Source organism: Schumannella soli (assembly GCF_006517435.1).
GTDB lineage: Bacteria > Actinomycetota > Actinomycetes > Actinomycetales > Microbacteriaceae > Schumannella > Schumannella soli.
The window spans coordinates 1,303,173-1,321,912 of sequence record NZ_VHQG01000002.1 but is presented as its reverse complement, the minus strand read 5'-3'; the positions used below and the strand labels follow the sequence as shown (position 1 = coordinate 1,321,912).

General features: G+C 72.7%; 16 protein-coding genes. 12 read left to right on the top strand and 4 right to left on the bottom strand.

Annotated elements, in window-relative coordinates; all coding sequences use genetic code 11:
* Window positions 1-111: 111 nt before the first annotated feature.
* From FJ657_RS11805 to FJ657_RS11770, 8 genes are all read left to right on the top strand, one after another.
* Window positions 112-1,098, top strand: coding sequence for an arginase family protein (locus tag FJ657_RS11805; protein ID WP_141163800.1), 987 nt, complete (start codon window positions 112-114; stop codon window positions 1,096-1,098).
* A 207-nt stretch (window positions 1,099-1,305) separates the two neighbouring features.
* Window positions 1,306-3,015 carry a urocanate hydratase gene (hutU, locus tag FJ657_RS11800; protein ID WP_141163799.1) on the top strand — a complete coding sequence of 570 codons (1,710 nt, stop codon included), beginning with the start codon at window positions 1,306-1,308 and terminating at the stop codon, window positions 3,013-3,015.
* Window positions 3,012-4,259: an amidohydrolase family protein gene (locus FJ657_RS11795; RefSeq protein WP_141163798.1), complete on the top strand. Its 1,248-nt coding sequence runs from the start codon at window positions 3,012-3,014 to the stop codon at window positions 4,257-4,259. The genes hutU and FJ657_RS11795 overlap by 4 nt, the downstream gene beginning before the upstream one ends.
* A gap of 109 nt (window positions 4,260-4,368) precedes the next feature.
* Entirely contained in the window at window positions 4,369-5,319 is a 951-nt protein-coding gene (locus FJ657_RS11790; protein WP_141163797.1) for a DMT family transporter, read from the top strand.
* 7 nt (window positions 5,320-5,326) lie between these two features.
* Complete coding sequence (locus tag FJ657_RS11785) at window positions 5,327-5,677, top strand: hypothetical protein (protein WP_141163796.1); 351 nt, start codon at window positions 5,327-5,329, stop codon at window positions 5,675-5,677.
* Window positions 5,678-5,726: 49 nt separating this feature from the next.
* On the top strand, window positions 5,727-7,568 hold the full coding sequence (locus FJ657_RS11780) for an ABC transporter ATP-binding protein (protein WP_219995901.1): 1,842 nt from the start codon (window positions 5,727-5,729) through the stop codon (window positions 7,566-7,568).
* Window positions 7,565-8,434 (top strand): energy-coupling factor transporter transmembrane component T, encoded by an 870-nt coding sequence (locus tag FJ657_RS11775; protein WP_255447285.1) that lies wholly within the window; start codon window positions 7,565-7,567, stop codon window positions 8,432-8,434. The genes FJ657_RS11780 and FJ657_RS11775 overlap by 4 nt, the downstream gene beginning before the upstream one ends.
* A 56-nt stretch (window positions 8,435-8,490) precedes the next feature.
* Window positions 8,491-9,201: an ECF transporter S component gene (locus FJ657_RS11770; protein ID WP_255447284.1), complete on the top strand. Its 711-nt coding sequence runs from the start codon at window positions 8,491-8,493 to the stop codon at window positions 9,199-9,201.
* 557 nt (window positions 9,202-9,758) lie between these two features.
* Here FJ657_RS11770 and FJ657_RS11760 read toward each other — a convergent pair.
* Window positions 9,759-11,312, bottom strand: coding sequence for an HNH endonuclease signature motif containing protein (locus FJ657_RS11760; protein WP_141163794.1), 1,554 nt, complete (start codon window positions 11,310-11,312; stop codon window positions 9,759-9,761).
* Between the two features lie 526 nt (window positions 11,313-11,838).
* Entirely contained in the window at window positions 11,839-12,519 is a 681-nt protein-coding gene (locus FJ657_RS11755; RefSeq protein ID WP_141163793.1) for an SDR family NAD(P)-dependent oxidoreductase, read from the bottom strand.
* Between the two features lie 117 nt (window positions 12,520-12,636).
* Between FJ657_RS11755 and FJ657_RS11750 the strand changes: the two genes are divergently transcribed.
* From FJ657_RS11750 to FJ657_RS11735, 4 genes are all read left to right on the top strand, one after another.
* Window positions 12,637-13,527, top strand: coding sequence for a helix-turn-helix transcriptional regulator (locus FJ657_RS11750; protein ID WP_141163792.1), 891 nt, complete (start codon window positions 12,637-12,639; stop codon window positions 13,525-13,527).
* Between the two features lie 58 nt (window positions 13,528-13,585).
* Window positions 13,586-14,014, top strand: a complete 429-nt coding sequence (locus FJ657_RS11745; protein ID WP_181408947.1) for an SRPBCC family protein — start codon at window positions 13,586-13,588, stop codon at window positions 14,012-14,014.
* 207 nt (window positions 14,015-14,221) lie between these two features.
* Complete coding sequence (locus FJ657_RS11740; RefSeq protein WP_255447283.1) at window positions 14,222-15,661, top strand: O-acetylhomoserine aminocarboxypropyltransferase/cysteine synthase family protein; 1,440 nt, start codon at window positions 14,222-14,224, stop codon at window positions 15,659-15,661.
* Window positions 15,661-16,977, top strand: coding sequence for an LLM class flavin-dependent oxidoreductase (locus tag FJ657_RS11735; RefSeq protein ID WP_141163790.1), 1,317 nt, complete (start codon window positions 15,661-15,663; stop codon window positions 16,975-16,977). The genes FJ657_RS11740 and FJ657_RS11735 overlap by 1 nt, the downstream gene beginning before the upstream one ends.
* 116 nt (window positions 16,978-17,093) lie before the next feature.
* Here the strand turns inward: FJ657_RS11735 and FJ657_RS11730 are convergent, their stop codons facing one another.
* Complete coding sequence (locus FJ657_RS11730) at window positions 17,094-18,224, bottom strand: fatty acid desaturase family protein (protein ID WP_141163789.1); 1,131 nt, start codon at window positions 18,222-18,224, stop codon at window positions 17,094-17,096.
* A 222-nt stretch (window positions 18,225-18,446) separates the two neighbouring features.
* Complete coding sequence (cspE, locus tag FJ657_RS11725) at window positions 18,447-18,650, bottom strand: transcription antiterminator/RNA stability regulator CspE (RefSeq protein ID WP_141144047.1); 204 nt, start codon at window positions 18,648-18,650, stop codon at window positions 18,447-18,449.
* Window positions 18,651-18,740 lie beyond the last annotated feature (90 nt).

The window sequence follows — 18,740 nt, the reverse complement described above, 5'->3', positions numbered from 1 at the left end:
CCTGGCGGGATGACGCGGACGACGTTCCGCCGCATCCGCGTCTGTCATCTCAGACACCGGCGCGAGCGGCCGCGCTGACCCGGAGCGCGCCGCGCGGATAGCATCCCGGCCATGACGTCGGAGCCCGACCCCGCTCGCCCGCCCGCGACCGCCCTCGTGCACGATCCGCTCTGGCCGCGCACGGGGTCGTGGCCGGCGCCCGGCGCCGGGGACAGCGCCCGGGACAGCGATCTCACGCTCGTCGGCGTCGGCACCCACCGCACCTCGCTGTCGCCGAGTCGCGCCGACACGACGCCGGCGGCGATCCGGGCGGCGCTGCGACGGTACTCGGCGTTCGCGAACGTGCCCGGTCGCGGCGCGGTCGACCTCGAGCGCGAGCTGCGCTTCGCCGATGCGGGTGATCTCCTCGACCCGGACCACGGCGCCGACCCCGACGCCGACGGCGTCGACGGCGAGCAGCGCGCGATCGCCGCGCTCAGCGCCCTCGCTCGGCGCACCCGCCTGCTGCTCGCCCTCGGCGGCGACAACGCCGCGACCGTCCCCGTCGCCCTCGGAGCCTGGGGAGACCGGATCGCCGAGGCCGGCCTCATCACCTTCGACGCCCATCACGACCTGCGCGAGGGGATCAGCAACGGATCCCCGGTGCGCCGGCTCATCGAGGCCGGTCTCGACCCGCGGCGGATCGTGCAGATCGGCATCGCCGACTTCGCGAACTCGCTCGAGTACTCGCGTCGGGCGCGCTGCCTCGGCATCACGGTCATCACGCGCGACGAGCTGTTCGACCGGCCGATCGCCGACGCGGTGGCCGAGGCGCTCGAGATCGCGGGCGGCGCCGGGCCGACGGCCCGCATCCATGTCGACGTCGACGTGGATGTGTGCGACCGCTCCGTCGCGCCCGGCTGCCCGGCGTCGGTGCCCGGCGGGCTGTCGGCGGCCGAGCTGCGACGTGCCGTGCGCACGATCACGGCGGATGCGCGCGTCGCCTCCCTCGATCTGACCGAGATCGACGCGGCGGCCGACGCGCCCGACGGGCGCACCGTGCGTCTCGCGGCGCAGCTCGTGCTCGAGTCCGCGGCGGGTCTGGCCGCCCGCCCCTGAGAGCCGCTGGACACCGCCGGTGTCGCCGGCGTCTGGCCGGCCAGACAGGCGCACCGCGCAGCGCGTTGCCGCGCCGGGAGACCCGAGCTTGGATCGACTCGACAGCATCGCTCGACCGCATCGACAGCGACACCGCTCGACAGCATCGCCCGATGACACGACCAGCACGCCGCGCGCACCGACGCCCGCGGCGAGGAAGGTGACGAGATGGCCCTCCCCGGATCCCGCCCCGTGCGCGCTGCGCGCGGCACCGAGCTGACCGCCCGCAGCTGGCAGACCGAGGCGCCGCTGCGCATGTTCCACAACAACCTCGATCCCGAGGTCGCCGAGCGTCCCGACGATCTCGTCGTCTACGGCGGCACCGGTCGCGCCGCGCGCAGCTGGGAGGCCTTCGACGCGATCACCGCCGAGCTCACCGGGCTCGCCGACGACGAGACGCTGCTGGTGCAGTCGGGCAAGCCGGTCGGCGTGCTGCGCACGAACCCCTGGGCGCCGCGGGTGCTGCTCGCCAACTCCAATCTCGTCGGCGACTGGGCGACCTGGCCCGAGTTCCGGCGGCTCGAGGCCGAGGGGCTCACGATGTACGGCCAGATGACGGCCGGCTCGTGGATCTACATCGGCACCCAGGGCATCCTGCAGGGCACCTTCGAGACCTTCGCCGCGGTCGCCGCGAAGCGCTTCGGCGGCACCCTCGCCGGCACCCTCACCCTGACCGGCGGATGCGGCGGCATGGGCGGCGCGCAGCCGCTCGCCGTCACGCTCAACGGCGGCGTCTGCCTGATCGTGGATGTCGACGAGACCCGGCTGCGTCGTCGCGCCGGCAAGCGCTACCTCGATCAGGTCGAGACGGATCTGGATGCGGCGCTCGCCGCAGTGCTGACCGCCAAGGCCGAGCGTCGGGCGCTCAGCGTCGGGGTCGTCGGCAATGCCGCGGAGGTGTTCCCCGAGCTGCTGCGCCGCGGCGTCGCGATCGACGTCGTGACCGACCAGACCTCGGCGCACGATCCGCTCTCCTACCTGCCGATCGGCATCGGCGTCGACGAGTGGCGTGACCGCACGGCGGCCGATCCCGGGGACTTCACCCGCCGCGCCCGCGAGTCGATGGCGGCGCACGTGGCCGCGATGGTCGGCTTCCAGGACGCCGGCGCCGAGGTCTTCGACTACGGCAACTCGATCCGCGACGAGGCGCGCCAGGGCGGCTTCGAGCGGGCGTTCGCGTTCCCCGGCTTCGTGCCCGCCTACATCCGCCCGCTGTTCTGCGAGGGCCTCGGACCGTTCCGCTGGGTCGCCCTGTCGGGCGATCCGAAAGACATCGAGGTCACCGATCGCGCGATGCTCGAGCTGTTCCCCGAGAACGAGCACCTGCATCGCTGGATCGCGGCGGCCCAGGAGCACGTCGAGTTCGAGGGGCTGCCGGCCCGCATCTGCTGGCTCGGCTACGGCGACCGCGCCAAGGCGGGCGTGCGCTTCAACGAGCTCGTCGCGTCGGGCGAGATCTCGGCGCCGATCGTGATCGGGCGCGATCACCTCGACTCCGGCTCGGTCGCCTCGCCGTACCGCGAGACCGAGTCGATGCTCGACGGCTCCGACGCGATCGCCGACTGGCCGCTGCTCAACGCGCTCACCGCCGCATCGTCGGGCGCGACCTGGGTCTCGATCCATCACGGCGGCGGCGTCGGGATCGGTCGCAGCATCCACGCCGGCCAGGTCGGCGTCGCCGACGGCACCGCGCTCGCCGCCGAGAAGCTGCAGCGGCTGCTGACGAACGATCCGGCTCTCGGGGTCATGCGGCACGTGGATGCCGGCTACGCCCGCGCCGCCGAGGTCGCAGCCGACCGCGGGGTGCGCGTGCCGATCGCGCCCACGATCCGCGACGGCGCCGACCTCGCTGCCGGCACTGACGGCGGCGCCGCATGACCTCGCCGGGCACCCTGCTCGTCACGAACATCGGCGAGCTCACGACGAACGACGACGAGCACCGCGACGGGGCGCGCATCACGGATGCCGCGGTCGTGATCGAGGGCGACCGCTTCGTCTGGGTGGGGGAGGCGTCGGCGGCGCCCTCGGTCGATCAGCGGCTGGATGTCGGCTGTCGCGCCGCGCTGCCGGGCTGGGTCGACGCGCACACGCACCTGGTCTACGCCGGCGACCGCTCGGCCGAGTTCGAGGCCCGGATGGCCGGGCAGGCCTACGTCGCGGGCGGGATCGCCACCACGGTCGCCGCGACGCGCGCGGCCGACGAGGGCGAACTCGAGCGTCTGCTCGTGCAGCGGGTCAGCGAGGCGCAGGCCTCGGGCACGACCGCGCTGGAGACGAAGACGGGCTACGGGCTGACGGTGGCCGACGAGGAGCGGGCCGCGCGGATCGCGGCGCGCTACGCCGACGAGGTCACGTTCCTCGGCGCGCACGTCGTGCCGCCGGAGGCGGAGGCCGACGGCGCCTCCGGGCGCAGCGCCTACCTCGACCTGGTGACGGGTCCGATGCTCGACGCCGTCGCGCCGCACGTGAGCGCGGTCGACGTGTTCTGCGAGCAGGGCGCCTTCAGCGAGGAGGAGAGCGCGCGAGTGCTGCGCGCCGCCGCCGAGCGCGGACTCGCGACCCACGTGCACGGCAACCAGCTTGGCTACGGGCCGGGCGTGCGGCTCGCGGTCGAGCACGGCTCGCTCAGCGTCGATCACGTCGGCTTCCTCGACGAGGGCGACGTGGATGCGCTGGCCGGCACCTGGCACGACCCCGCGCGCGAGCGCGGCACGGTGGCGACCGTGCTGCCCGCCTGCGACCTGTCGACGCGGATGCCGCTCGCGCCCGCCCGGCGCCTGCTCGACGCGGGCGTGCCGATCGCGATCGCGAGCAACGCGAATCCCGGCACCTCGAACACGTCGTCGATGGCCTTCTGCGTCGCGACGGCGGTGCTGCAGATGCGGCTGACGGTGGCGGAGGCGGTGCGGGCCGCGACGCTCGGTGGAGCGATCGCGCTCGACCGTCACCGCGCGCATCCCGCCGTCGGAGATCGGCCGGAGCGCCCGCGGCTCGGCGTCGTGGCGGTCGGGGCGCGAGCAGACCTGCACCTGCTCGACGCCCCGAGCGCGAGCCACCTCGCCTACCGGCCGGGCATGCCGCTGACGCACGCGGTCTGGCGGGCCGGCCGCCGGGTGGTCTGAGCGGAGCAGCAGCGAGAGCGGGACCGGAGCCCGGCCGACGTCATCCCTGCCACGATTCTTGGCAGGATCTCGACGGCGCGACGGATGCCGCCATCACTAGCCTGGCCACATGACTCGGCGCGGCGTGATCCTGTTCGCGGCGCTCGGGCTCGCCTGGGGCGTTCCGTACCTGCTGATCAAGGTCGCCGTCGGCGAGCTCGAACCGGCCGCGGTCGTGCTCGGCCGCACCGCGATCGGCGCGATCGTGCTGCTGCCGCTCGCGCTCGCCCGCCGCCAGGTGCTCGTGGTGCTGAAGCGCTGGAAGACGCTCCTCGCCTACACGATCGTCGAGATCGTGCTGCCCTGGTTCTTCCTCTCGAGCGCCGAGACCCGGCTGCCGAGCTCGACCTCCGGACTTCTGCTCGCGGCCGTCCCCATCGTCGGGGTGATCGTCGCGATCGTCATGGGGCGTCCCGAGCGGCTCGGCATCTGGGGCGTCGCCGGGATGGTGCTCGGCACGCTCGGCGTGGCCGCGCTCGTCGGCCTCGACGTCGCCGGATCCGACCTGGTCGGCGTCGCCGAGCTCGCGATCGTCGTCGTCGGCTACGCGCTCGGACCGGCGATCCTGGCGCGGTGGATGTCCGACCTGCCCGGCCTCGGCGTGGTCGCCGTGTCGCTCGCGCTCGCCGCCGTGGTCTACGTCCCGGTGACGGCGCTGACCGGCGCGTTCCCCGCATCCGTTCCGTCGCTGCCCGTCCTCGGCTCGGTCGTCGGACTCGGCCTGATCTGCAGCGCGCTCGCGTTCCTGCTGATGTTCGCGCTCATCCGCGAGATCGGGCCGGTGCGCATGACGATGATCACCTACGTCAACCCCGCGGTCGCGATCGCCGCCGGCGCGCTCGTGCTCGGCGAGCGGGTGACGGTGTGGACGATCGTCGGCTTCGTGCTGGTGCTCGCCGGCTCGTTCCTGGTGACGCGACGGCGCGGCGCGGCCGAGCCGGCGATCGTGCCCGAGGCGGATGCGGCGGTCGTCGGCGAGCGGGCCGCTCCTGCCCGGTCTGCCCGGCCGGATCCGCGATGATCGAGGCATGAGCGACGACGACGCGAACGGCACCGGCGGCATCGAGCATCAGCCGGAGGTCGTGATCAGCGTGGCGCTGGCCGAACCGCTGACGCCGTCGACCCGGCTTCTCAAGGCGCTCAACCGCACGACGGGGCGCTCGCTCGGCGAGCTGCAACGCGCGGCCGAGTCGCGCGAGCCCGTCGTCACCGTGAGCCTGTTCGGCGCCGATCACCTCGCCGCCGCGCCCCGCGTGCTCGGCACCGCCGAGCTGCTCGTCGAGAACGGCCTCGCGATCGAGGTGTACGACCGCACGGACGGCGCGCCCGAGCGGATCGATCTGCCCACGCTGCGTCAGATCCTCGGCGAGGCAGGCTGACGAATCCGGCGCGATTCGAGGTGAGGCAAGCCTTACCTATACTGGGCGCGTGACCACGCCGCCGCATTCGACCCCCTCGGTCGACGCCTCGGCGGCATCCACGAGATCCACGGCGTCGCCGGTCGCGGCTGCCGCGACGGAGACGCCGCTGCCGCTCGAGGTGCGCGGTCTGCGCATCCGCCACGAGGACCGCCCGCGGTGGACGCCCGACGGCGTCGACCTCGAGGTGCGGCTCGGCGAGGTCGTGCTGCTGCTCGGCCCCTCCGGGTCGGGCAAGTCGACACTCGCGTCGGCGCTCAACGGGCTCACGCCGCAGTCGATCCCCGCCGACATGCAGGGCACGGTGCGGGTCGCGGGCATCGGCACCGACCACGAGTCGGTCGGCCGGCTCAGCGCGCACGTCGCGATGGTGTTCCAGGACCCGGATGCGCAGATCGTCACGGGAACGGTGCTCGATGAGGTCTGCTTCGGGCCCGAGAACCTGCTCGTGCCCGCCGAGGAGGTGCTCGAGCGCGCGGAGGCGGCGCTGCGCCGCGTCGGGCTCTGGGAGCGGCGCGACGAGAATCCTGATCGGCTCTCGGGCGGCGGCCGGCAGCGGCTCGCGATCGCCGCCGCGCTCGCCCTGCGCGCTCCGCTGATCGTGCTCGACGAGCCGACCGCGAACCTCGACCCGGCCGGCATCGACGAGGTCTACGCCGCCCTCGCCGAGCTCGTCGCGACCGGCGATCACGCCCTCGTGCTCATCGAGCACAACCTCGACGCCGCGATGCAGCTCGTCGACCGGGTGCTCGTGCTGGATGGGCTGGGGCGCGTCGCCGCGTCGGGCCCGGCGCGCGAGGTGCTGACGGAACGGGCGGAGGAGCTGCACGATCTGGGCGTCTGGCTGCCCGAGTCGACGCTCGCGGCGCTGCGACTGCGGGCCGCCGGCATCCACCTCGACCCGCTGCCGCTCACGCCGGCCGACCTGACGCGCGCGCTGGACGCGATCGAACTGCCGGAGCCGCGGACGCGCGTCGCCGAGCGGGAGCGCGAGTCCATCAGCGCCGCCGCCGAGGGGCGTGCGAACGGCACGGCGGCGGACACCGTCGCACCGCCCGCATCCGACCTCGCCCTCGACGTCCGCGGCCTCGCGCTGAGCCGCGGCGGCGTGCCCGTGCTGCACGACGTCGACCTCGCCCTCGGACGCGGCCGCTTCCTCGCGCTCGTCGGCGAGAACGGCGCCGGCAAGACGAGCCTGCTGCAGGCGATCGCGGGCGTCATCCGCGCCCCGAAGGGCCGGATCAGGGTCGCGGGTCTCGACCCGGCGACGACGGATGCGCGACGCCTCGCCGACCGCATCGGCTTCGTCTTCCAGAACCCCGAGCACCAGTTCATCCGCGGCACGGTCGCCGACGAGCTCGCGCACGGCCTCGAGCTGCGCCGCGTCGACCCCGACGAGATCGCGACGCGGGTGGAGGCGATGCTCGCCCGCGTCGACCTGGGCGAGCTGCGCGACGTGCATCCCTTCCTGCTCTCGGGTGGGCAGAAGCGCCGGCTCTCGGTCGGCACCGCGCTCATCACCGGGGCCGAGGTGCTCGCGCTCGACGAGCCGACCTTCGGGCAGGATCGCGCCCGCGCCGCCGAGCTGCTCGACATCCTCGACGACCTCGTCGCGGGCGGAACGACCGTGATCGCCGTGACGCACGACCTGCAGCTGGTCGCCGACCACGCGAGCGACACGGCCGTGCTCGCCGGCGGCCGCGTGCTCGCGGCGGGGGAGACGGGTCGCATCCTCGCCGGCGATGAGCTCGAGCGTGCCGGGTTGCGGCGCCCGCCGCTCGCGACCGCGCTGGGCGGGCTCACCCGCCATCCAGCCTGGCGGGGCCTGACCCGGATGGCGGATCTGCCGTGAGCGCGGGATCGGCGACCGAGGTCGGCGCGACGACCGCGGCGGCACCCGCGACGGCGGCGACAGCTGCGACGACGGCGCGATTCGACCCCTACGCCTCGGCGACGGACGTGCCGCGGCGCCGCTTCCTGCACCATCTGAACCCGCTGGCGACCGTGCTCGGACCGCTGCCGGCCATGGTGCTGCTGCTGTTCACCCGCTCGATCCCGCAGCCGCTCGCCTTCCTCGCACTGGCCGTGCTGCTGCTTCTGGTCGGGGCGGCCGTCGCCCCGCGGCGGGCGCTGGGGCTCGCGGTCGCGGGCATCGCGATGGTCGCACTGCTCACCGCGAGCTTCGGCTTCTGGGCCGACCCACGGCACGCGGCCGGCACGACCGTGCTGCTGTGGATCGGCGACTACCGCCTGCTCGAGGGCTCGCTGCTCACCGGCCTGGCGACCGCGCTGCGGCTCACCGCGGTCGTCGCGCTGACCCTCATCGGCGGTCTCACCTCGAGCGGGGTCGACCTGGTGCGTGCGCTCGTGCAGCACGCACGTCTGCCCTACCGCATCGGGTACACCGCGCTGGCGGCGTTCCGCTTCGTGCCGCGCTTCCGCTACGAGCTCGACGTGATCCGCGCGGCGCACCGGGTGCGCGGGATGACGGGCGGGCGCGGTCCGATCGCCGCGGTCCGCCGCCAGTTCAGCTACGTCATCCCGCTGCTCGCCGGGGCCATCCGGCACGCGGAGCGCGTGGCTCACGCCATGGACTCGCGCGCCTTCGGGGCGTTCCGCACCCGCACCGAACGGCACCGCATCCCGTTCCGGGCGCGCGACGTCGTGTTCATCGCCCTGTTCTGGCTCGCGACCGCCGCGATCCTGCTGCTGCTCTGACGCGGGCCGCGTTCGCGCGCCCGCCCCATCCCATCCGTTCCGATCCAGGAGACCCCGTGACCTCGACCACCCCGCCGACTGATTCCTCGTCGAGCGCCCGTCCGGCCGCCGGCGGGGATTCCGCGCCTGCTCCCGCTCCCGCTGCCGGCCCGGCGTCGACCTCGCCGCACGCCGCACGCCGCAGCCGCGGTCGCGTGACGACCGTCTACCTGCTCACCTGCGCCGTGATCGGCGTCGCGGGCGGCATCCTGCTGATCCCGGCGAACTGGGTGTCGACGGTGCTGTTCGCGACGGCGCCGTTCGCGAGCGCCGTGCTCGGCGGGCTGTGGATCCTGCCGGCCGTCGTGGCGCTGCGTCTGCTGCAGCGGCCGGGGGCGGGGCTGCTGGTCGGTCTCATCTCGGGGCTCGTGATCGTGCCGTTCTCGGGCTACGGCTTCACCTCGGTGCTGACGAACCTGTTCTGGGCGTTCTTCCCCGAGGTCGCGTTCCTGATCGTCGGCTACCGCTTCTGGACGCTGGCGCAGCACTACGCCGGCGCCGTGCTCGTCGGCGTCGCCTACCCGCTGTTCGCCTGGGCCTCGTTCGACCTCGACTCGTTCCCGCTCGGACTGCAGATCGCCTTCGTCGCGCTGAACATCGCCAGCGGCGTCGCCGCGACGGCGATCGGACTCGCGATCGCGGCCGGCCTGCGCCGAGCCGGGGTCGCGCGCGCTGCGGCGCGCCGTCCGCGCCCGCGGGTCGACGCCGGGGATGCCGCCGCGGCCTGAGTTCGCTGTCGCCCGCGTCGTCTGAGGGCGTGCCAGGTCGGCTGCGTAGCCCGGTCTGGAGCGCCTCCGGGGCGGTGCGGTTCGGTGGTCTGAGACTCCGACGACTGCGCTTTCCTGATGATCGCGTCCGCGTCCGCGTCGGCTCGATGCGCCGCCGTGGAGATCACGCCGATGCGGGCCGGAGGCCGACGGCTTACCGGCTGTGACGTGGCGTCGAGCGCTCCGCGCAGGCTCGAGCCATCGCAGCGGAGTTCGAGCTGATCCCGGTCTGTGGCCGATTGCCCGGGTGTGGTGCGGCGTCGATCGTCCCGTGTCGGATGTGATCGGTGTCGGCAACTGCTGTTGCGCCGGGGTGAGGTTCCGGCGATCGCTGCGGCTGCGGCTCCCGTTGCGACTTCAGCTGCGACTGCGACTGCGACTGCGACTGCGACTGCGGCTGCCGCTGCCGCGCGATGTGATGGGTCGGCCGTGTGAACACTCGCGCGTTGCCGTGAAGCGCTGCGTACTGCCAAGGGCGACGTCGAGAGCGTGCGGCGGAGCGTTCTGGCGTCGTTCGATCAGAACGGCGCGAGGTCGCAGTCGTGGTCAGCTCGCCGCACGGGGACGCTGACGGCATCCGGCGGATCGGGCACCCCGCCCGGGTCGTGGAATAGATCCTGCGGATCGTCGATCTGCTCGGGCGGGTCGTCGAGTTCCGCCGGCCGTTGCCGGGCGTGGTGGCGGATGGGGTGTCCGAGGGGCACGAAGGCGACCGGTGGCGCTGGTGTGTCTTCGCGGTAGATGCGGCCGGTCGGGGAGGTCCATTCCAGGACCCCGCCGGGATGTTGTTCCACTCGCCAGGGGGTGAATTGCTTCATCGAGTGATGTCGCTGGCAGAGGTGAGCGAGGTTGGTCAGAGCGGTGGGGCCGCCGAGGGCGTGGTCGACGGTGTGGTCGAGTTCGCAGCGGATCGCGGCCTGTCGGCATCCGGGGAAGCGGCAGTGCAGATCTCGGGCACGCAGGTGGCGACGCTGTTCGAGACTCGGCCTGTACCGGTCGACCGCGACCGTGGTCCCGTCGAGCGGATTCGTGAGCAGTCGCGTCCACGACGAGGTCTCGCCGGCGAGGTAGCGGGCGGTCCCGGCGTCGATCGGGCTGCGGCCGACGAGGTCAGCCGGGTTCTCGTTGTCGCCGAGGAGCGTCAACGCCGAGACGGTGACCTGCACCTGCGCGCGGATCGCCCCGAGCGCACCCGCCCCGTCACCGTGGACGGTCGGGTCGAGCGCGGGCGACCCGGCGAGGATCAGGTCCGCGAACAGGTCCGCGCGGATCTGATCGGCCGTGCGACGATCGGTGCCCGCCGTGCCGACCGAGGGCGTCGTTCCCTCGAGTGCGGAGTCGGCGTCCTGCACCGCGTTCGCCATGCGGGTGAGGCGGTCGAGGATGCCGTCGCCGATGACCGTCGGGACCGTGGCGATGACATCGCACATCCCGTCTCGGCCCGGGACCAGGCGCACCGCGCGCTGGCGGGCGGCGTCCTGGTGTCGTTCGGTGAAGGACTGTTCCGTGAGTCTCTCCGCGTACTGCTCGAGCCCGGCACGCAGCCGGTTCGGGGTGTCGTTCAGGCTGCGGTCGATCGCCTCCCGCTCGAACTCGGCCCGACGATCCACCGGAACCACACGACCCACATCGACGATCACCGTCACGTGGCCGCGGGTGATGAACCCGTGCTCCCACGCCGACAACGCCGCCGGATAGAACTCCACGATCTCCCGCGCTTCCCCGATCCGGCGCTGCACCGTCCGGTCCGGGGAACGCAGCACCCCGCCGATCTCGGCGGCGATCGACCTCAGCGCCATGTCATGCGTCCGCACGTTCGCCGGCGAACCCGCCGCCTCGGTCTCGGCGAGCTGGCCTGCTCGGGCGAGCATCCGCACCTCCGCCACCTGACCCGCCGTCAACAACGCCAGCGCCGACTCCGCGTCACGTACCAGCCCGGGCAACGACGCGTCACCACCAGCCACACCACCGGCGACGCCGCCTGCAGTTGGCGTCACGACGCCGTCGACGCCGCCGCCGTCAGCGGACGGCGCTCGACCGTCGCTCCCGGGTGTCGTCGTGGGCTTCTCCATACCTGCACTGTGACAGTCACCACCGACATCCGCCGGAACACCACTGCCGATCAGAACCGCAGATCAGATGCATGTTCCACCGACATACCGGCTCCACTGAAGTCGACGTCAGAACGCCGGATCGAGTGCACGCGCCATCGACGCTCTCGGAGGTCCGGTCTGCAGTAGTGCGGGCCGCGCGACCGCACGATCCGTTGGTGACAGTTGCGGCGGGCGCTCGCATCATCGACCGTGTGCGCCGTTCGACCGGCCGAGTCTCGGAGCCGTGAGCTGCTGGAGATCGTGTCGTGGTGATCAGCGGTGCCGCTCGCGGCCAGCGGCACCGCTCACGGTCAGCGCTGGTCGCTGCCGATCGCCGCTGGCTGCCTGACGTCGCTGGCTGCGTCCCGCGCAGCCCACATCCGCCGCGTCCTACGCCGCTGGCCGTCCGTCGCCACCGGCACGTTCTGCGTCCCTCGCCGCCTCGGACCTCCATTTATCCGACGCCGCGACGCCCGACGCCCGCCGAGAACCGGCGCAGCCGTTCTCAGAACTCGATCCGCCCGAAGCGGTTGTGGAACTCGCCGGTCGGCCCGTCGGTGCCCAGCAGCGCCAGCTTCACGGTCGCATCCGTGCCCTCGGTCACCGTCTGGTGCCCGCCGTGCCGGTTGAAATCGGTGGCCGTGTAGCCGGGGTCGCTCACGTTGACTCGGAACGACGGCAGGTTCTTCGCGTACTGCACGGTCAGCGCGATCGCCGCCGCCTTCGAGGCCGCGTACGGGATCGCGGGTACCGGGAACTCGTCGGTGCCCGGCGTCGTGAGGAACTTCGGCCAGCCCACGCCCGAGGCGACGTTGACGATGACCGGGTTCGCCGAGCGCCGCAGCAGCGGCAGCGCCGCCTGGGTGACGCGCACGAGGCCGGTCACATTGGTGTCGAGCACGGTCGCGATCGCGTCGGCGTCGAGGTCGTCGACGCCGAAGGAGGTGCCGAGGATGCCGGCGTTGTTGACGAGCACGTCGAGCTCGGGCAGGGAGGCGAGGGCGGCATCCACGCTCGCCTGGTCGGTCACGTCGAGCTGCACGGGGTGGGCGCCGATCTCGCGGGCGGCCTCGCCGGACGCGGTGTCGCGCATGCCGGCGTAGACGGTGTGGCCGGCCTCGATCAGGCGGCGGGCGGTCTCGAGTCCGAGGGAGCGGTTCGCTCCGGTGATGAGTGTCGTGGTCATGCCTCGAGCCTGCGCTGATCGGCGGCGGGGGACCAGGCACCGGCTGACGGTGGGTCTGAGCGAGAGGGGGAACAGGAGTACCAGGCAGCCGCTCGCCGCGAAGGGCACCATGGAGGCATGGACGAGTTCGCGCAGGTGCTGCGCGCCTGGCGCGACCGGGTGCGCCCCGACGACGTCGGTCTGCCGGCCGGGGCCGGACGTCGGACGCCGGGCCTGCGGCGGGAGGAGCTCGCGCTGCTCGCCGGGGTGAGCGTCGACTACATCGTGCGCCTCGAGCAGGGGCGCGCGACGCATCCCTCGACCCAGCTGCTCGGCGCCCTCGCCCGGGCGCTGCGACTCGACGAACGCGAGCGCGATCACCTCTATCGCGCGGCGGGCGCGGCGCCGCCCTCGGCGGGCACCGTGCCCGTGCACATCACGCCGGGCGTGCAGCGCCTGCTCGACCGCTGCACCGACACCCCGGTCGCCGTCTACTCGGCGACCTGGGACCTGCTGCGCTGGAACGAGCTCTGGGCGGCGCTGCACGGCGACCCGTCGCACCGCGTCGGCATCGAGCGCAACGTCGCCTGGCGCACCTTCGTCGAGCAGGACGACCACGTCACCCACACCCCGGTCGACCAGGAGGCCTTCGCCGCCGATCTCGTGGGCGACCTGCGCGCCGCCGTCGGCCGATACCCGGAGGATGCGGGTCTGCGCCGGCTCATCGCGCGCCTCACCGAGGCCTCATCCGACTTCGCCCGCCGCTGGAGCACCGCGCACGTCGCCGAGCACCGGGTGAGCCGCAAGATCGTGCACGGCTCGGCCGTCGGCGACGTCACCGTCGACTGCGACGTGCTGACCGCGCCCGGCAGCGACCTGCGGCTCGTGCTCTACTCGGCGGCGCCGGGCAGCGAGGATGCCGAGAAGCTGCGCCTGCTGCGCGTCGCCGGTACCCAGCGACTCGGCATCGCGGACTGCGCGGCGGTGGCGAGCGATCCGCCGTCGTCGGGCATCACGATCGCCCGCTGACGTCGGCGAAACGGGAAGGGCACCGGATTCCTGCAGGTCGAGAGGTCATGATCCGCCCATGCCCGGCCCGCGGATCCATGTCGCCCAGTTCGTCGCCGCCGACCTCTCCCGGGTCTGGACCGCCCTGACGACGAGCGCGGGCGTCGGCTCGTGGTGGTGGTCGCACTGGGCAGGGGTCGACGTCCGCTTCGACGCCGTCGTCGGCGACGACTACTCGATCGCCGCGCCGCAGCAGGGCATCCACCTCGTCGGGCGATTCGAGGCGGTCGAGCCGGAATCGCGCCTGGTGCTCACCTGGCGCTGGCGGGACGCCGAGCGCAGCGACCCGGAGGAGCGAGTCGAGATCCGGCTCACGCCGAGCACCGAGCGGCCCGGCACCGAGGTGACCGTGCAGCACAGCGGCCCCTGGACGAGCGACGCTCCCGGCGAACTGAACCTGCAGGGCTGGACCTTCACTCTCGGTCAGCTCGCCCGCACTCTCGCCTGATCCGTCGCGGTCCGACGCCTCCCGTCCCGTCGACGGGGATCGACCGTCCGGCCGGATGACGCCGTGTGACAGCCATCGTCGAGGGTGCACGCGTGAGCACGTAGTTTGCTCGGAACGGCCTCCGCGACGACGCGGAAGCCGCGACCGAACTGCCCGCGTCCGCGCCGACGAAGCGCCGGGCGTCCGCACCGCGAGGAGCACAGAACCGTGACGACCGATCGACCGCTGCACGCCGCCGGCTCCGGGCTGGGCTTCAGCACGCGCCAGCTGCATGCCGGCGACCAGTCGGATGCGCAGCACGGCTCGCGCACGACCCCGATCTTCCTCACCGCGGGCTTCGAGCTCGACGACTTCGACGCCGCGGGCGCGCTGTTCTCGGGTGAGCGCGACGGCTACGTCTACTCGCGCCACGGCAACCCGACCGCCGCCGCCGCCGAGCGCCGCATCGCCGCGCTGGAGGGCGGCGATGACGCGATCCTCGTCGCGAGCGGTCAGGGCGCCGTGGCCGGGGCGCTGCTCGGCCTGCTCAACGCGGGCGACCACCTCGTCGCCTCGGCGAGCATCTACGAGGGCACGCGCGGCCTGCTCGGCGAGCACCTCGAGCGCTTCGGCGTCACGATCAGCTACGTCACCGCCCCGCACGACCCGGCGGCCTGGGAGGCCGCGATCACGCCGAGCACCCGCGTGCTGTTCGGCGAGAGCATCCCGAACCCCAAGAACGACGTGCTCGACATCGCCGCCGTCGCCGAGGTCGGGCACCGCCACGGCGTGCCGCTCGTCGTCGACAACACCCTCGCGACGCCCTACCTGGTGCGTCCGCTCGAGCACGGGGCGGATGTCGTGGTGCACTCCGCGAGCAAGTTCCTGGCCGGTCACGGCTCGGTGCTCGGCGGCTTCATCGTCACCGGCCACGGCTTCGACTGGGGCGCCGGCGGCTACCCGCAGCTGAGCGAGCGCCGCGGATCCGACGGCCGCACCGCGGTCGAGCGCCACGGCGACCAGGCATATGTGCGCTACCTGCGCGAGCTCGTCGTGCCGCGCTTCGGCGCCGTGCCCTCGCCGCTGCACGCCTTCCTCATCCAGCAGGGCATCGAGACGCTCTCGCTGCGGGTGCAACGCCAGTCGGCGTCGGCGCTCGCGGTCGCGCGCTTCCTCGAAGCCCAGCCCGAGATCGCGAGCGTCGACTACGCCGGACTCGACTCGAGCCCGCACCACGCCGTCGCCGAGCGCTACTTCACGGCCGGCTACGGCTCGGTCTTCGCGATCACGCTCGCCGGCGGGCGCCCCGCCGCCCGCGCGCTCTACGACGCGCTCGAGATCTTCACCCGCATGACGCACCTCGGCGACGTGCGCTCGCTCATCCTGCATCCCTCCACCACGACCCACGTGCTGCGCACCGACGCCGAGAAGCGCGAGGCCGGCATCGGCGAGGGGCTGCTGCGGCTCTCGATCGGCCTCGAGGATGTCGACGACCTCGTCGCCGACCTCGAGCGCGGGCTCGCCGCGATCCGGGCGCTCGGCTCGGTCGACGGGGATGCCGTCGGCTCCCCGTTCGACGACGCCGACCCGACCGCGGTGACGGCGCGGGCCGTCGCCGAACCCGACCCGCGCATCGCCGCGCTCGACCGGATCGCGGAGGCCGTCTGATGGCCAAGCAGCAGCACTTCGGCTGGTTCCTCTCGCGCGGCTTCGGCCCGCACGGCTGGGGCAAGCCCTACTGGGACTGGGACTACGACTGGCGTCGCCCCGACCTCTACCAGCAGTCGGTGCGCGCCCTCGAGCAGGCCGGGCTCGACCTGGTCATCATCGAGGACGCGCTGTCGGCGGGCTTCCCCGAGACGCTCGACCTGCGCATCCGCGGGGCCTACGGCGCGCCGAAGCACGACCCGGTCGCGCTGACGCCCTACCTGCTGAATGCGACGCAGCACCTCGGCATCGTGCCGACCGTCAACGTCGCCAGCTGGCTGCCCTACGTCGCGGCGCGCCAGTTCGCGAGCCTGCACCACCTCAGCGATCACCGCGTCGGCATCAACGTCGTCACCGACACGGGCAGCGCCCGGCACCTCGGGCTCGAGCCGGTGCCGCACGACCGCGCCTACGATCGCGCCGACGAGTGGATCAGCGGCATCCGCGAGCTCTGGCACAGCTGGGGCGAGGGCGCCGTCGTCGCCGACGCCCAGACCGGGCGCTACGCGGATGCGAGCCGCATCACCGCGACGCAGCACGAGGGCGAGTTCTTCCGCTTCGAGGGTCCGCTCAACGCCGTGCCCTTCGAGCTCAGCGACCCGGCGATCGTGTCGCCCGGCGGATCGCCGCGCGGCATCGACTTCGCCGGCAAGCACTCCGACGTGCAGCTCGCGCTCGCCTCGCTCGACGTGAACAGCATCCGGGCCTACGCCGAGAAGGTGCGCGCGGCGGCCGCCGTCTACGGGCGCGAGCGCGACATCCGCACCCTGTTCGTGTTCAAACCGCAGATCGTCAGCAGCCGCGAGGAAGCGGACCGGATCGTCGCCGCGTCGGCGGACCCGGACGAGGGCCAGCTGCGCGAGATCGCGCTCGGCTGGTCATCCGACTCGGAGACCGACCTGACGGCGCTCGACCTCGACCGTCCGCTCGACGAGGGCGTCTTCGGCCAGCACGTCTCCCGCGGCACGATCAGGGGCCTGCTCGGCCGCTTCGACGACTTCGCCGAGCAGCCGCTGCGCCAGGTGCTGGCTCAGCACGCCCGCCTCGGCCGCGTGTCGAGCCGCGAGGGCTACGTCGGCACCGCCGACGAGATCGCCGACTTCATCGAGGAGCTCGGCGACGACGGCACCGCCGACGGCTTCATCTTCTCGGGCGACCTGCACCCGGTCACGATCCACCGCACGCTGGATGAGCTGGTGCCGATCCTGCGTCGGCGCGGCGTGCTTCGCCGCGATTACGGCCAGGGCGGCGTCGTCGGCAACCTGCGCGACTTCTGATCCGCAGGCGGTCGGCGTGCCCGCCGCCGGGTTCGGGTCGGGCCGGCCGGCACGCCGACATCAGGACCGGCGAGGCCCGGCCAGGAGACCGAGCCCCGTCGGAGGGATCGCTCGGATCAGGCCCGGCGGTATTGGGCGAGCATCGGGCACTCGAAGGGGTCGCGGGCGGCGAGGCCGACGCGGTTGAGGTACGCGATCACGATCGCGTACGACTGGCCGAGGCTCGTCTCGGTGTAGGGCACGGCGAGTTCGGCGCACTTCTCCTGCACCAGCTGGCGGGCGCTCGACAGGTGCGGGCGGGCCATGCTCGGGAAGAGATGGTGCTCGATCTGATAGTTGAGGCCACCCATGAGCGCCGTCGCCCACCAGCCGCCCCGGATGTTGCGCGAGGTGCGCACCTGCTTGGTGAAGAAGTCGAGACGCGCGTCCTTCGCGATCACGGCCATGCCCTTGTGATTCGGCGCGAAGGAGGCGCCCATGTAGACGCCGAAGACGGCGAGCTGCACCCCGACGAAGGCGAAGGCCATGCCGAGAGGCAGCAGCAGGAACACCGGAACGAGCACGATCGCGAACCGCGCGGCGATCATGCCGAGCTCGAACCAGCGCGACTTGACGCTGCCGCGCGAGAACAGGTGGCGCAGGCTCATCCAGTGCAGGTTGACGCCCTCGAGCGTCAGCAGGGGAAAGAACAGCCAGCCCTGGAAGCGGGTGATCGCCGCGATCAGGCCGCGCGCCCGCACGGCATCCTCTTCGAGGAACGAGATCGTGTCCTTCGCGACATCCGGGTCCTTGTCGACGCGGTTCGGGTTGGCGTGGTGGCGGGTGTGCTTGGCCTCCCACCAGGAGTAGCTCATGCCGACGGTCGCCGCGAGGATGCGTGCCAGCCGGTCATTCGCCGGGCCTCGCGTGAGCACCTGCTTGTGCCCGGCCTCGTGCGCGACGAAGGCGATCTGCGTGAAGACGATGCCGAGCGCGCCGGCGATGAGCAGCTGCAGCCAGCTCTCACCGAGCAGGATGAAGCCGGTCACGCAGCCGCCGAGCGCGAGCAGCAGTACGACGCCGAGGATCGAGTAGAAGCCGACGGCGCGGCGCAGCAGGTCGAGTCGACGCACCTCGCCCGACAGCTCGGTGTACGCCTTCGCGACCGGCGGGAATGTCTCGCTCGTCGCGCGGGTGAACTGCACCGGGCCGAGCGAATCGGCGCGACCGCCGTCGGACCCGGGTACGAGCGTGGAGAGAAGCGACATGGCGACCCCGATGTTCGGTCCGCCTTCCGGCGGCTGAAGCCAAGGGCAGCTGCCGTTCGCTGCGTTCAGAGTAGGTCACGCACCTGTGTTCTTCCGGTCAACGATGCAGAAGCTCACCCGGATCACCCCGAACCGGGGATCGGGGCCCGGAGAACGCAGAAGCCGGGATGCGCGACCGCCGAAGCGGCCGGCATCCCGGCTTCTGGAGTGATCAGAGAGTGATCAGAGGGCGCGGATGTTCGCGGCCTGCAGACCCTTCTGGCCCTGTTCGACGTCGAACTCGACCTTCTGACCCTCATCGAGGTTGCGGTAGCCGTTGCCCGAGATCGCGCTGAAGTGCGCGAAGACGTCGGCGGAGCCGTCGTCGGGAGCGATGAAGCCGAAGCCCTTCTCGGAGTTGAACCATTTGACGGTGCCGGTGGCCATGTCTTTCCTTGCGTTGTGAGTTGTGCTGCGACGTGGACGACGCGGCGGTATTCGCTGAAGTCTAAGGGGTTCCGGCGTCCAGGAGAACGT